Source organism: Ideonella benzenivorans (genome assembly GCF_020387415.1).
GTDB lineage: Bacteria > Pseudomonadota > Gammaproteobacteria > Burkholderiales > Burkholderiaceae_C > Ideonella > Ideonella benzenivorans.
Genome location: NZ_JAGWCB010000020.1, coordinates 387,543 through 401,562 on the forward strand (window position 1 = coordinate 387,543; position 14,020 = coordinate 401,562).

General features: G+C 66.2%; 15 protein-coding genes. 8 read left to right on the forward strand and 7 right to left on the reverse strand.

Annotated features, from left to right (window positions below; all coding sequences use genetic code 11):
- The first annotated feature begins 14 nt into the window (after positions 1-14).
- The 3 genes from KGA65_RS20555 to KGA65_RS20565 are packed head-to-tail and all read left to right on the forward strand — an operon-like array spanning position 15 to position 1,710.
- Complete coding sequence (locus tag KGA65_RS20555) at positions 15-593, forward strand: cytochrome c oxidase assembly protein (RefSeq protein ID WP_225864984.1); 579 nt, start codon at positions 15-17, stop codon at positions 591-593.
- Positions 590-802 carry a DUF2970 domain-containing protein gene (locus KGA65_RS20560; RefSeq protein WP_225864985.1) on the forward strand — a complete coding sequence of 71 codons (213 nt, stop codon included), beginning with the start codon at positions 590-592 and terminating at the stop codon, positions 800-802. Before KGA65_RS20555 ends, KGA65_RS20560 begins: the two co-directional genes overlap by 4 nt.
- Positions 803-825: 23 nt before the next feature.
- Positions 826-1,710 (forward strand): cytochrome c oxidase subunit 3, encoded by an 885-nt coding sequence (locus KGA65_RS20565; protein WP_225864986.1) that lies wholly within the window; start codon positions 826-828, stop codon positions 1,708-1,710.
- A 61-nt stretch (positions 1,711-1,771) separates the two neighbouring features.
- Here KGA65_RS20565 and KGA65_RS20570 read toward each other — a convergent pair whose 3' ends face one another.
- Entirely contained in the window at positions 1,772-1,996 is a 225-nt protein-coding gene (locus KGA65_RS20570; protein WP_225864987.1) for a DUF2909 domain-containing protein, read from the reverse strand.
- Positions 1,997-2,095: 99 nt separating this feature from the next.
- Between KGA65_RS20570 and KGA65_RS20575 the strand changes: the two genes are divergently transcribed.
- The 5 genes from KGA65_RS20575 to KGA65_RS20595 are packed head-to-tail and all read left to right on the forward strand — an operon-like array spanning position 2,096 to position 6,184.
- Positions 2,096-2,803 carry an SURF1 family protein gene (locus KGA65_RS20575; RefSeq protein ID WP_225864988.1) on the forward strand — a complete coding sequence of 236 codons (708 nt, stop codon included), beginning with the start codon at positions 2,096-2,098 and terminating at the stop codon, positions 2,801-2,803.
- Positions 2,754-3,461, forward strand: coding sequence for an SCO family protein (locus KGA65_RS20580; protein ID WP_255650686.1), 708 nt, complete (start codon positions 2,754-2,756; stop codon positions 3,459-3,461). Before KGA65_RS20575 ends, KGA65_RS20580 begins: the two co-directional genes overlap by 50 nt.
- Positions 3,461-4,615, forward strand: coding sequence for a COX15/CtaA family protein (locus KGA65_RS20585; protein WP_225864990.1), 1,155 nt, complete (start codon positions 3,461-3,463; stop codon positions 4,613-4,615). Before KGA65_RS20580 ends, KGA65_RS20585 begins: the two co-directional genes overlap by 1 nt.
- Complete coding sequence (gene cyoE, locus KGA65_RS20590) at positions 4,612-5,541, forward strand: heme o synthase (RefSeq protein WP_225864991.1); 930 nt, start codon at positions 4,612-4,614, stop codon at positions 5,539-5,541. The genes KGA65_RS20585 and cyoE overlap by 4 nt, the downstream gene beginning before the upstream one ends.
- 7 nt (positions 5,542-5,548) lie before the next feature.
- Positions 5,549-6,184: an SCO family protein gene (locus KGA65_RS20595; RefSeq protein ID WP_225864992.1), complete on the forward strand. Its 636-nt coding sequence runs from the start codon at positions 5,549-5,551 to the stop codon at positions 6,182-6,184.
- Positions 6,185-6,276: 92 nt separating this feature from the next.
- Here KGA65_RS20595 and rpoH read toward each other — a convergent pair whose 3' ends face one another.
- From rpoH to KGA65_RS20625, 6 genes are all read right to left on the reverse strand, one after another.
- Complete coding sequence (gene rpoH / locus KGA65_RS20600) at positions 6,277-7,203, reverse strand: RNA polymerase sigma factor RpoH (protein WP_225864993.1); 927 nt, start codon at positions 7,201-7,203, stop codon at positions 6,277-6,279.
- A 112-nt stretch (positions 7,204-7,315) separates the two neighbouring features.
- The gene (locus KGA65_RS20605) at positions 7,316-7,951 is read right to left on the reverse strand and encodes a hypothetical protein (protein ID WP_225864994.1); all 636 of its coding nucleotides are present in this window, start codon (positions 7,949-7,951) and stop codon (positions 7,316-7,318) included.
- A gap of 236 nt (positions 7,952-8,187) precedes the next feature.
- Complete coding sequence (locus KGA65_RS20610; RefSeq protein ID WP_225864995.1) at positions 8,188-9,279, reverse strand: hypothetical protein; 1,092 nt, start codon at positions 9,277-9,279, stop codon at positions 8,188-8,190.
- Entirely contained in the window at positions 9,276-12,359 is a 3,084-nt protein-coding gene (locus KGA65_RS20615) for a T6SS effector BTH_I2691 family protein (RefSeq protein WP_310740997.1), read from the reverse strand. The genes KGA65_RS20610 and KGA65_RS20615 overlap by 4 nt, the downstream gene beginning before the upstream one ends.
- Positions 12,350-13,303, reverse strand: a complete 954-nt coding sequence (locus KGA65_RS20620; protein WP_225864997.1) for a hypothetical protein — start codon at positions 13,301-13,303, stop codon at positions 12,350-12,352. The genes KGA65_RS20615 and KGA65_RS20620 overlap by 10 nt, the downstream gene beginning before the upstream one ends.
- A gap of 21 nt (positions 13,304-13,324) precedes the next feature.
- Positions 13,325-14,020: DUF2345 domain-containing protein (locus KGA65_RS20625; protein ID WP_225864998.1), on the reverse strand; the 696-nt coding region annotated here is incomplete at its 5' end.

The following is a 14,020-nucleotide window of genomic DNA, read 5'->3' on the forward strand; positions in this document are numbered from 1 at the left end:
CCCGGGAGCCGACCATGCCGGTGTCCGTCCCTTTCCGCCGCGACCAGTGGGTGATGTTCGGCAAGCTGCTGGCCATCGCGACGGTGATGTTCGGTTTCGGCTATGCGCTGGTGCCCATGTACCGGCACATCTGCACGGCGCTCGGCATCAACGTGCTGTCGCTGGCGGAGCGCGGCGGCGAGGTGGTGCAGGCCGTGCCGGCCAACACCCAGGTGGACCTGGGGCGCACCGTGACGGTCGAGTTCGACGCCAATGTGCAGGGGCTGTGGGCCTTCCGGCCCGAGGTGCGCTCGCTGGATGTCCATCCGGGCCAGCTGACCACGGTGATGTACGAGTTCACCAACACCCAACCCCGCACGCTGGCCGCCCAGGCCATCGCCAACTACGCACCCCAGGTGGCCGACCGCTACTTCGAGAAGCTGCAGTGCTTCTGCTTCAACGAGTACACGCTCAAGCCGGGCGAGACACGCCGCTGGCCGGTGGTCTTCTACCTGGATCCGCGTCTGCCACGCGAGGTGAACACGATCACGCTGTCCTACACCTTCTTCGAGGTGGGCGGCAAGGTGCGTCCGGCGCCGGGGAGCGGCACATGAACGCCCCGCCCGGCAGCTCGTTCTGGCAGACGGTGCGGCTGGTGGCCTGGTCATTCTTTGGCGTGCGCCGTCGGGCCGACCAGGCGCTGGACATCCGGCACACCCGGCCGGTGCATGTCATTGCGGCAGGGCTGATCGGTGCGGTGCTGTTCGTGCTGGCGCTGGTGCTGCTGGTGTCTTGGGTGGTGGGCAGCGAGGCGACCCACTGAGATCGCAACGAGGAGACCTGACGATGTCCGCAGTGAACGACTCTCGTGGCACGCCGCACTACTTCGTGCCGCCGCCGTCGCGCCATCCCGCGCTGGCCGCACTGGGGCTGTTCCTGGTCGCGCTGGGCGCCAGCCAATGGGTGAACGAGCAGGCCTGGGGCCGCTACGCCGTGCTGGCCGGCCTGCTGGTGGTGTTCAGTGTGCTGTTCCAGTGGTTTGGCGACGCCATCCGAGAGAACGAGACGGGCCAGTACTCCCGGCGCATCGACGCCTCGTTTCGCTGGAGCATGGGTTGGTTCATCTTCTCCGAGGTGATGTTCTTCGCCGCATTCTTCGCGGCCCTGTTCTGGACCCGGGCCCATGCGGTGCCCAACCTCGGGTCGCCGGACAACCAGCTGCTCTGGCCGGGCTTCGAGGGCGTCTGGCCCAGTGACAAGGCGGGGGCCACGGGTTCACCGGCCGGCACGGTGGCGCCTTTCGAGACCATGGGGCCCTGGCCGATCCCGACGCTGAACACCGCGCTGCTGCTGAGCTCGGGCCTGACGATCACGCTGGCCCACCATGCGCTGCTGGGGGACCGGCGCGCCGCCTGTGTGCGCTGGATGTGGCTGACCGTGGCCCTGGGCGTCACCTTCCTCGGCTTCCAGGGCTACGAGTACCTGCACGCCTATCGGGAGCTCAACCTCAAGCTGAGTTCGGGCGTGTACGGCTCCACCTTCTACATGCTCACCGGCTTCCACGGCTTTCACGTGCTGCTGGGCACGCTGATGCTGACGGTCATCACCGGGCGCTTGATGAAGGGCCACTTCAGCCGCACCCACCACTTTGGTTTCGAAGGGGTGGCCTGGTACTGGCACTTTGTCGACGTGGTCTGGCTGGGCCTGTACCTGGTCGTCTACTGGCTGTGAGGCGGTGATGCGCGCCCCCCGTGTGCTGCAGCCGGGGACCGCGGTGTCGGCGGTCCCCGGCTCAGCGTGGCAGCGGCAGGCCGGTGGGGTGGAGCCAACCCAGGCGCCAGGCCAGCAGCACGGCGGCGAACAGGGCGATGGACAGCCCGATGCGCCAGGCCAGGGCACGGGCCATCTGGCGGCTGCGCTGGGCGTCGTCGTCCGGCCGGGTGCGCAGCATCAGCACGCCCGCCGTGCCCAGGCTGAGCAGGATGGCGAACAGGGTGATGGTGATCAGGATCTTCATGCGTGTCGATCTTGCGCCGAGTCCGGGGTGGGCGCAGGAGGGCTTGCCCGGAGGGACACCCCGGCGCGGCGCTGGGGAGCGCTGCTCGCGGCCCTGGCCGTGGCCGCGCTGACCGCCCGCCTGGGGCTGTGGCAGATGCACCGCGGCGAGGAGAAGCGGGCGCTGCAGGCCGAGATGACCGAGCGCGCCCAGGCGCCGGTGCTGGCCGCGGCCGCCTTGGCGCGCACGGCGCTGGCGGCCCAGGGGCAGGGGTACCGGCGGGTGCAGGCCCAGGGGCACTGGCTGCCCGTGGCGCCGGTGTTCCTGGACAACCGGCAGATGGATGGCCGGCCCGGCTTCTTTGTGCTGTCGCCCCTGGATCTGGGCCATGGCGCCGTGGTGCTGGTGCAGCGGGGCTGGGTGCCCCGCGACGTGCAGGACCGCAGCCGGCTGCCTGCCTTGCCGCTGCCCGGGGGGCCGGTGACGCTGCCCGCCCGGGTGGCCCCCTGGCCCTCGGCACTGACCGCCCTGGGGGCCGACGCGCCCGGGCCAATCCGGCAGAACGTGACTCCGGAGGCCCTGGAGGCCCTGTGGCATGTGCGCCTGCTGCCGTATTCCCTGCAGCAGCTCGCGGCCACGCCGGCCTTGACCGTCGGCCCCGAGGCCGCTGCAGAGCAGACCCTGCAGCGCCGCTGGCCGCTTCCGGCCCTGGATGTGCGCAAGCACGATCTCTACGCCGTCCAGTGGTTCCTGTTCTCGTTGCTCACCGTGGGGTTGTATGTCTGGTTCCAGCTCATTCGCCCGCGCCTCGCACGGCCCATCGCCTGAGCCGCTGACGCTCACCGTGCATGGCCTGCCCGGCAATGCGCCGGGGGTCCGCTCGCGTTGGAGCGGGCGCTTCACGCTGCTGCTGGTGGTGTTGGCCTGTGCAGCCCCGGTGGTGGCGTCGTACTTCACCTATTACGTGCTGCGGCCCCAGGGGCGCAGCAACTACGCCGAGCTGATCCAGCCCTCGCGCGGCCTGCCGGCCGACCTGCCCCTGCAAACCCTGGACGGCCGCAGCGTGACGCCCGCGGCGCTCAAGCGGCAGTGGCTGCTGACGGTGGTGGCCGGGGGCGCCTGCGATACGGCTTGCGAGCGCATGCTGTTCGAGCAGCGTCAACTGCGTGAGATGCTGGGCCGCGAACGCGACCGGGTGGACAACCTGTGGCTGGTGCCCGACGACGCCCCGGTGCGGCCCGAGGTCTTGCAGGCGCTGACCCCCGGCACCTGGGTGCTGCGCGTGCCGCCCCAGGCCTTGGCGCAGTGGCTGCAGCCCACACCCGGCCATGCGCTGAACGAGCACCTGTACGTGGTGGACCCGATGGGGGAGTGGATGATGCGCACCCCGTCGCAGCCCGAACCCAAGCGCTTTCACAAAGACCTGGAGCGGCTCCTGAGGGCGTCGGCCTTCTGGGACCGTCCGGGGCGGGAGGTGGGGCCATGATGAACGCGACGCCCGTGGACTGGAGCCCGGCCCTGGCCCTGCTGGCCGGCTCCGGCAGCGTGACGCTGCTGATCCTGCTGGGCCTGGCCTGGCGCTGGCGGGGGGCCAGCCGCCGTCAACGCCTGGCGGCGCTCACCACGCTGGCTCTGTTCCTGACGGTGGACCTGATCGCCTTTGGCGCCTTCACCCGCCTGACCGATTCCGGCCTGGGCTGCCCCGATTGGCCGGGCTGCTACGGCGAGGCCAGCCCGTTGGCGGCGCGTGACGCCATTCACGCCGCCCAGCAGGCCCTGCCCAGCGGTCCCGTCACCTGGTCCAAGGCCTGGGTGGAGATGACCCACCGCTACCTGGCCATGGTGCTGGGGGGCCTGATCTTGACCCTGGCCGTGGCCAGTTTGCGCTGGCGGCGCGAGCTGCCGCACTGCTGGCTGTGGCCGCTGCTCACGCTGGGCTGGGTCATCGTGCAGGGCCTGTTCGGCCGCTACACCGTCACCTGGAAGCTCTATCCGGCCATCGTGACCGCCCACCTGCTCGGAGCGCAGTTGCTGCTGGCCCTGCTGATGATCCAGCACCGGGCCTACCAGAACCAAGCCCTGGCCCTGGGGCGGGGCCTGCGCACGGCGGTGGGGGGCGTGCTGGCCCTGGTGCTGACCCAGGTGACCCTGGGCGGCTGGGTGAGCAGCAACTACGCTGTGCTCGCCTGCCAGGGCTTTCCCAGCTGCAATGGCCAGTGGTGGCCGCTGGCCGACTTTGCCCAGGGCTTCACCCTGCTGCGTGAGCTGGGCCGGGCCCACCATGGCGGCTACCTGGGCTGGGAGGCGCTGGTGGCCATCCACTGGGCCCACCGGCTGATGGCCGCGATGGTGGCCCTGGCCATCACGGCGCTGGCTGTGGCCTTGTGGCGCCGGGGGGCGGCTTATCACCGTGGCGCGGCCATGCTGGCCGGCCTGCTGGCCCTGCAGGCTCTGACCGGCATCGGCAACGTGGTGCTGCAGTGGCCTCTGGCGGGGGCGCTGCTCCATTCGGTGGGCGCTGCCGCCCTGGTGGCCACGCTGGTGGGCCTGCTGGCACGCCGCGAGCCGCGTTCCATCACCGTCCCGCAGGCAGTTGCCAAGCCAGCCTGGCGGGCACAGCAACAGGTGGTGCTGCCATGAACACGAACACACAGCTCCTCGCCGCACCGTCCGTTTGGGGCCGCTGGCGCCACAAGTGGCGACAGTTCCATGCGCTGACCAAGCCGCGCGTGGTCCAGCTCATCGTGTTTTGCGCCGTCATCGGCATGCTGCTGGCCAGCCCGGGCTGGCCGGACTGGCAGGTGCTGCTGGCCGGCACGGCGGGCATCTGGTGGGTGGCCAGCGCGGCGGCGGCCTTCAACTGCCTGGTAGAGCGCGAGCTGGATCGCCGCATGCAGCGCACCGCCTGGCGCCCCACGGCCCGGGGCGAGCTGTCGCCGCGGGAAACGCTGGTCTTCTCGCTGACCCTGTGTGCCCTGGGCGGCGGGGTGCTGCTGGTGTGGGTCAATGCGCTGACCCTGGTGCTGACCCTGGCCACCTTTGTCGGCTACGCGGTCGTCTACACCCTCTGGCTCAAGCCGCGCACCCCTCAGAACATCGTGATCGGCGGGGCCTCCGGGGCCATGCCGCCGGTGCTGGGTTGGGCCGCGGTGCGGGGCGATGTCGGCCCCGAGGCCTGGCTGCTGTGCCTGATCATCTTCCTCTGGACGCCGCCGCACTTCTGGTCCCTGGCCCTGTACCGGATGGAGGACTACCGCCGGGCCGGCCTGCCCATGCTGCCGGTCACCCACGGGCCTGAGCTGACCCGCCTGCACATCTTCCTCTACACCGTGGTGCTGCTGGCGGGCACGCTGATGCCCTTCATCTACGGCATGAGCGGCTGGATCTACCTCGTGAGCGCGATCACGTTGGGGTTGTGCTTCATGGTGTATGGTTTCAGGCTCTGGCGGCAGTACAGCGAGGCGCTGGCCCGCCGCACCTTCTGGTTCTCGATCCTGTACCTGTCGCTGCTGTTCGCGGCCCTGCTGCTGGACCACTACATCAGCCCCTGGCTGGGGCCTTCCTGATCCGATCATGACCCTGTCCCGCCGTCACGCGCTCCTGGCCTCCCTCTCCACGCTCACCACCCTGGCCGCCTGCGACGGGCAGGTCTTCAAGAGCGGCGACGTGCCGGCCCATGCTCCCTTCAAGGGCATCGACATCACCGGGGCCACCTACGCGCGCGAGTTGCACCTGACCGACATGAACGGCCAGCCGCGCACCCTGGCCGATTTCAAGGGCAAGGTCGTGGTGGTGTTCTTCGGTTATGTGCAGTGCCCCGATGTGTGCCCCACCACGCTGGCCGAACTGTCGGCCGTCAAGCAGCAACTGGGCGATGCTGGCAAGGACGTGCAGAGCATCTTCGTCACCGTGGACCCGGAGCGCGACACACCGGAGATCCTGAAGGCCTACATGGGCAGTTTCGGCGGCAGCGACTTCCTGGCCCTGCACGGCACGCCGGAGGAAACCGCCGCCGCCGCCAAGGAATTCAAGATCTTCTACGCCAAGGTGCCCGGCAAGACGCCGTCGACCTACACGGTAGACCACACCGCCGGCTCCTACCTCTTCGACCGGGCGGGCCGGGTGCGGGTGTTCAGTCGCTACGGCGCAGGTCCGGAGGCCCTGGCCGCAGACCTGAAGATCCTGCTGGCGGAGAAGGCTGCCGCCTGAAACGGCGACGACGCGGCATGAAAGCAAACGGCTCCCCGCGGGAAGCCGTTTTTGCTGAAGGAGGCCGACGGACAGGGCCGGCCCTGTGGGCGTCAGGCCGTTTCCAGCGCCTTGCGCATCTTCTTCAGCGCGGCCACCTCGATCTGGCGGATGCGCTCGGCGCTGACGCCGTACTCGGCGGCCAGCTCGTGCAGGGTCATGCCGCCGCTGGCGTCGTCGTTCACCTTCAGCCAGCGTTCCTCGACGATGCGGCGGCTGCGGTCGTCCAGCTTGTCCAGCGCGTGCTGAATGCCATGGGAGCTCATCAGGTCGCGGCTGCGACCTTCCAGCACCCGGGTGGGTTCCTGGCTGTCGTCGGCCAGGTAGGCGATCGGGGCGTAGCTCTCCTCGCCGTCCTCGGTCTGCGGCTCCAGGGCCACGTCACCGCCGGACAGCCGGGTCTCCATCTCGACCACTTCCTCCGGCTTGACATTCAGCTCCCGCGCCATCACATCCACCTCATCGGGCGTCAGCGTGTTGCGGAAAGTCTCATGGTCACCGGCTTGGTCCTTCAACCCCTGCTTCATCGAGCGCAGGTTGAAGAAGAGCTTGCGCTGGGCCTTGGTGGTGGCCACCTTGACCATGCGCCAGTTCTTCAGGATGTACTCGTGGATCTCGGCCTTGATCCAGTGCAGGGCATAGGACACCAAGCGCACGCCCTGATCAGGGTCGAAGCGCTTGACGGCCTTCATCAGGCCGACATTGCCCTCCTGGATCAGGTCGCCCTGCGGCAGGCCGTAACCCAGGTACTGGCGGGAGACGGAGACAACCAACCGCAGGTGCGACAGCACCAGCCGACCGGCAGCCTGGACATCGCCATCCTGCTGCAACTCACGGGCCAAGCGGGATTCCTCCTCGGCCGTGAGCATCGGAATCTGGTTGACCGCCGTGATGTAGGCGTCCAGATTGCCGATGGGCGGCACCAGAGCCCACGGGTCACGCAGAGCGAGAGCGTTGGTGGTGGTGTTCGTCATGTTCATGGTCGTTGAGACCCCGAGAAGCCAGGGAAGTTCCCAAATACTAGCACTCACGGGAAGGGAGTGCTAAGTCCTTGCCAATGCCTGTGAATCCGCTGCTGGAGGGGTTGGGCGATCAGCAACCGATCCAGTGGTCGATGGAGGTCAGACGTCCGCCCTTGAAACGGAAATCCCAGCCTGTCTCCAAGGAGGCACCGGGGGCGGGTGCCAGACGCAGCGTGTGGTCGTCGACTCGAAGCTTTTCGATGCCCGCCAGCGCCTGGAGCTTCTCCGGCGTCAGGTCGGCCCAGGCGCCGGGCAGGCCGTTCCATTGAACGTCTGCAGACCCGTTGGCCAGCAGTTGCCGCAGCACGGCGGTCTTGCCGTCCGACTCGAAGACAGCACCGCGGAAGGTGAGCAGGCGGGTGCCCTCCGACTCATAGGCGCTGTCGCATTGGTAGGGCGATGGCTCGGACTTCAAGGGGGCGCCCAGCGCGTCCTTCACCTTGGCGAGTTCCACGGGCGCCATGTCCAGCATCAACTTGCCCACCTGGAACTTCAGGGAGGACGAGGAAGCGCCGGCTTCCTTGTTGGCGGGCGTGGCCGAAGTCCCTGGGCAGACCTCACTGGCAAAAGCCGCCGGGTCGACCTGGGGTGACTTGTGGCGGCAAGCCTGCTCGCAGTAGCGGTCGAACGCCTCGCGGCTGAAACCACCAGCCTTTTCCAGCGTGACCAGCCGGTCTCGTGCCGCAGCAGGCAGATACAGGGTCATCTCGGAACTGCAGGTGTCCTCGTAGGCGCATGAGGCCAGAACCTCCTGAGCCGCTGCGCAGGAGCCTGTCACGCTCGAGGCCGGGCTGCTGGGGGGCGTGGCTGCCGATGTGGCGGCACTGGCGGAAACCTCTGCGACCGGCGCGGACGCTGCGGGAGGAGAGTCCGATTTCGGCGTACAGGCGCTGGCGAGGAGGAGCAGTGCGAATGCGGCGGGCTGCCAGACGGGTTGAGAGCTCATGCGCTGAAGACCTGCACCACATGCCGGATCCAGAAGGTCCAGGCCACGAGGCCTGTGGCCATGCAACCCAGGTAGTAAGCCTTTTCCCAAGGGGCAAAGACCGCCTGTCGGGCGGGAATGATGCGCACACCAGGCAAGGGCTGGCCATTGGTGGGCACCGCACCATCGGGAAAGCGCATCTCCTGGCTGCTCCACTCAGCGATGACCTTGCCCAGCACAAAGGGAAAGGCGATGACAAGCCCGATGGCGAGTACGGCGTAGAACAGCGCCACCAGCGGGCGCGGCCAACGCGGCAGACCGTCCTCGCCCACCTCGATCAGGTAGGTGATGAAGCTCTGCTTGCAGGCCTCGAAGAAGGTCAGCCGGCCTGCGGGAACCAGACGCACACACTCGGGCAGGTGCGCGTCGTCTCGGGCCATGTAGCGTCGCAGGAACTCGTAGAGCGCCAGCGCATGGTCGATGCTGGGGATCATGGCTGCCAGCAAGGCGGTTTGCTCGGGCTCGCCCTGTGCGTTGCGGCGCACAGCCCGCAGGTGGAAGGTTTGAGCGGCCGTGGCGCTCATGATGACGCGCTCAATGGCGAAGTCGCAGTCGTCCCAGCTCCAGGTGCGAAAGCGGATATCACGCACGCGTTTGACCCGAGCTGTGGGATCGGCACAGACGATCTGGCGGGTTTGGCGGTTGAGAAGAACTAGGGTTTCTGCGACGCGGTTAAGGTCTGCGCTAATGAATATTGAACCAAATATCATCATGAGGATGGCCATTGTGCCCATTCCGAGGAATCCAAATTGATCTCCCTTGAGCAATCCTAGGCCAATAGACATCGCTGCCATGAACGCGGAAGAAAATATAAAAAATATGCCTGCAAATATACCTAGCCCCCTTCCTGCTCTCGCCCCCACAGCGAGAATTGCCTTCTCGGAGTCCAATGCGGTGATGGTTCCCAAAGTGCCCAGCACTTCACTGCTGGCCGGTGCGTCTTTGGGCAAATAGCTCAGTGGACCCAGTCCCTTCAGGGTCTGGGTCCAAGCCCTGGTGTCTTCCGGGCGTGCTGTCGGGGTGTCGGGCGTTGTCGAGCTTGAGTTCATGTCGGAGAGTAGCTGTCGGTGCGCCCTGTGCTATCTGGCATCACCCAGGTGGGGGCTGTCTTGGCCAGGGGAAGGTATTTCACCGTCAGCTTGGCCTGGGTGATGGTGTACTGGTTTTTGGACAGGATTTGGCCAGTTGCGGGATCCCGATTGCCTGCCAGCAGCACGGGTGCCTGAATCATCAACCGCACTTGGGCACTGCTGGCATCCACCTTGCTCAGGTCGGTCAGCAGCGGTCGCCCAAAGCCGCCGGTGCGCAGCCCCGCCGGGATGGCAGGTGAAGACTTCTCGCCATTGAGGTGCAGGGTGTCGGTGACCACCAAGCTGCCCTGCTGGCGGTCGGTGAGCTCCAGCCGATAATCCAGAACGGATTGTGGATCCAGTGCCGGAGCCGTGATGCTGACCTGCGTGGTGTGGACACCAAAGCCGCCATTGCCCGTGAGGCTGACCTCAAGTGGCAGACTGAACAGTGCGTTGTAGGCAGCCACTTCGGCGTCCGGCTTGAACTTCTGTGGCGCCGTGCCTGCAATGCTCTGCTTGAGCCAGGATTCGATGGGGTCGTCGGTTGTTTCAGCCGCTTGATATGCCAGGTACAGGCCAATCACAACCAAGCCCACGGTGAGAATGGCCCAACCGGCGGGGCCGATGCCTAGAAGCGTTCCTCCGACCAGAGAGGCTGTGCCTGCTTCTGCAGCGGCAACGCCGCTTGCCGTTAAAGCGCCAGCAACGGACGTCGACGCTCCAAGAGCGTTCACTACACCGAGCCCGAAGACCCAGCGACTTGCATCCTCGTCGCCGGCGTCTCTTAATGTCGAGTATTTGGCGAAGCTGCTGATCGACATTCCGATTCCTGACGCGCCTCCCAGCACACCTCCCAACGCCGCAGCTCCGCGCACAAAGCCAGCCATGTTGCCGACCAGCTTGATACCCTGGGTATGCGCCCCAGCCTGGATGGCCGCAGCGGCAATTTCGGAGGTGGCGCCCAGCATGCCGGCCATGGCCGCGTAATACGCGGCGCTGAGTTCCACGCCCTTGGAAGCGCTGCCTTCACCCTCCAGATCTTTCTGGGCCTGGAGGAAGCTGAGTGTCTGGAACACCAGCACGCCGCTGGCCAATAGGCCGTTGGCACCCCCCTCACGGGCCAGTTTGATTCCCCGGGCCAGGACATTTCTTGGCGTTGCAGCGTGGATGTCTGGTGTGGCGGGGGCGCCGGGGGCTTGACCGCGTGGGCCTGAACCGGTGGACGGGGACACCAGGGTGACATCGCCGGTATCCACCCAGCGGCTGCCTCGCCACACCGAAGCCACGGCGTAGCGGGTGATGAGGATGGCGGTCCCCCCCTTGGCTCGGATGACATCCGCAACTTCCAGAAGATCGTAGCGCCAACTGACCGTGTTGACCTTGCGTACGGTGCGCACCCGAGCGGCTGCGGGCTGACCCCAGCCTGCCGTCTTGGCGTCCATCAGAGCTTGCCAGGGCGACATGCGTTGCTGAACGGGCTGCATGCGCACGCCGGTCCACAGCGCAGTGAGAAGAACAGCCTTGGCAGCAGCTTTTCCGAGAGGGGCGACGGCAGTGTCGGTGGCAGCCGCCACGCAATGCAGCAGCTTGGCCAGGGCGTCTGCGACTGGGTCCTTGGCACCTTCGCGCAGACGTTGCACCAATGCGGCCTGCGTCCCCGTGAGTGATTTGAAGAACTCGTCGGCTGCAGCCCAGGCATTCTTGGCCGAATCCCATGCCGGGGGCATGAGGTCCTTGGCATCACCCAGGCGCGCAATCAGGGTCTTGTTGTTGCCAGCCAGGGCCTGCCAAATGATGTTGCCCGGATCGCTGACGTCGCCGTTGATCCAGGCTTGCAACAGGGTGCGTTCTGCGGCTTGGCTGCCGGCGCCATGCAGGCAACTTGCTGCAGCGATGGCACATTGCAGACCTTCGTCGAGCACTTGACTGTCAAAGTCATGGCGGATGATCGCAGCCAGTCGTGAACTCTTGATCGCACTGACCCAGTCGGCCGCCAGACGTGGCAGCCGTGTGTCAATTGGCTTGAGCTTGTTGGCGCGCTCTTTCAGCGCGTTGTCGAGTGCAGGCTGACTGTATGCGGTGGCGTACTTCTCGTTCCAGCGTTTGAGGTCGTTCTGCAACTCGCATTGCTTCTTGAAGCCTGCAGCGGCGCGATTGACAAATTCATGACGCACATAGGCCGCCAGCACCTGGGCGCGCTCGACTTGTGCTGCGTTGCGGAAGGCGTTGATGGCCATGGCCACCCCCAGGTCGTCGTCCAGCGCGATGATGGCGCCGGTCTTCGCTTGGGTCTGCGCGGAAAATCGGGCCATGGTGTCAGCCAGGGCCTTGCTCTGTGCAGAGCGGTTGAGCACGGTCTCGAAGCACGCACCATTCAAGGCATTGCGTGTGGCGTCATCAGCGTAGTCGGCGACGATGGTGTTCACGGACGCCGACATGGGAGCGCCGAAGCGCACTGCGTTGGATGCCTTGCTGGTGCTGCCCAACGAGCCGGCGGCCGCGGCCATGACATCCAGCTTGGTCATGCGCTGATCGCGGCATTTGTCCGTGTTCTTCGCGTAAGCGTTCAGAACGTCTTGAGTCCAACGGTAGCGGCTGAATGCCAGCCACACCGAGGCGGACTTCTTGGGGTCGATGGCTATGACCTGCGCTGGCACGTTGTGCCCGGATCGCTTGCACAGCGCCGACATAGGCGGTTGCTGACTGGGCGACGCGGGGCAGCTGGAAGGGGAGGGCATCTTGCGAAGCAGGCCCTCGCGATCCACCAGGTAGATATCCCAGCTCAAGTCTGGGTGGAGGATGTAAAGGTAGCCCGCAGGCAGGCTGCGCAGCACCATCCAGCTTTCCTTTAGGTCGGCGGCGCTGTAGCGATTGTCGAGTTGCTTGAGCCCATCTGTCTTGCCGCACAGGGCGATGGGTACGGCCATGGGCACGACAGGAAGAATCGCAAGACCTTGCTTGACACAGTCCTGGCACCCCCCGGATGGCTGAGCAGAAGAGCCGCTGCTGGCGGCATGCTGCATTGCGGCCGTGGTGGATGGAGAAGAATCTAGAGGCATGGTGAGGCGGATGGGATGGGGGTGCGCAAGGATGACCAGAATTGGTCGTCAAAGCCTTGCAGTGCGGAGCTGACGCTTTGCCGCGCATGGGCAGCTTGATTCAAGGCTTGCGCAACGTTTGGATGCAGGTAGAAGCCGTCGATGCTTGTCAGGCCACAGGCAGCAAACACCAGAGCGTCGCGTTCTGTTGGAAACCCCATGCGACGGCATTGAGCAATCAAGTGCCGGATGCGCATCGCGTTGGTCTGATTGGGCCCCACATCCCAGTCCACGGCCATGGCTAGGACCATGTTCGTGATGCCGACCTGTTCCAGTTGATCCCATTCCGTCGGTGTGTAGATGCGCTCAGAGGTGGAGCCTGGGTTCGATGGCTTTCCAGGCGCGGATAGCTGCCGAAGTTGTCCAGTGGGTGAAAGAGCGATCCATCCAGGCAAGGCGCCAGTCAAGTGTTGCCACTTCGCCAGACTGAGTGTGAAGGGCAGTTGCCAGTTCACGCGCGGGTCCCACAAACGCAGTGGCCACTGGCACCCATCGGGACGCTGCACACGAATTTCTTGCGCCAGTGCCTCAGCGAGCATTTGGGGGCTTTGATGGCCGACGAACCAACCAGCCACCGGATGCACAACGCCCAGGGGGCTTGCAGCAGAACACATCCGCTCGATGGCCAGCTCAATCGTCAAGTTGACAACGCGTTCAGCATCGGCCTCCGAGGGTGCGAACAGCAGGTACGGACGCTGCTCAGACGCGATGTCGGGGTGGAGCGGTGGCAGGGGACATCTGACCACTCGTCCGGCCGCCTGGGCTTCGCCCACCTCACTTCTTTCCTTCAGTGGGTCTTCCAGCATCGGATCGACCAAAACGGCAACACTGGGGCAGGGAGCGACTGTGATGGCTTTGCGCAGCAGCTGTATGCCGTCATTTACTCGCAGGTGGACGTCATTCATGGGAAACCTCTCCACTCGCGGCTATACCGCTGCGCCAGTCAACGCAGCATCTTGCATGGCTTTCGAACAGTCGGAGAAGCTAGAAGGCTTGGTCAAAGACACAGAGGACGAACTGCTTCCCCCCGTCGTCCACACCTTGCTCGCCGCCTTGAACTGCACACTGCCCGGTGCCTTGAGCGTGATGCTGCCGCTCTGGATGTCGATGGCTGCACCAGCGGCGGTCAGCAGGACGCTGGTGGGGGCGCCGACGAGGACGTTGGCCTGGGTGCTGGCCACGTCGATGGCCTGGCTGGCGGTGAGCTCGGCGGTGGCGGTGTTGGCGCTGGCCTGCAGGCTGCCGGTGGCGGCGTGGATGGCGATGCCGGTTTCGGTGTTGGGTTTGCGGGTGCTGCTGGCTTTGCCATAAGTGAACAGCACGGCGCCGGCCTTGGCCACGCTGGCATGGTGGCCCTGGGCCAGGCTCAGCAGGTCCTGGCCGGCGCTCACGGTCAGGCTGGCCTGGGTGCTGAGGATGGCCTGGGCCGGGGTGAAGAGGCCCAGGCCGGCCGGGGCAGCCAGGGTGATGTCCGGACGGTCCCAGGCGCTGACGTTGCCCCAGCCACCGTCGATGGCGATGGTGTTCTCGTCACTGGTGCTGTCACCGCCTTGCCGGCTGTCGCTGGCTTGCAGGCTGGCGGCCAGCGCCGCCAGGCCCTGTTCGCTGGGCAACTGGTGGCT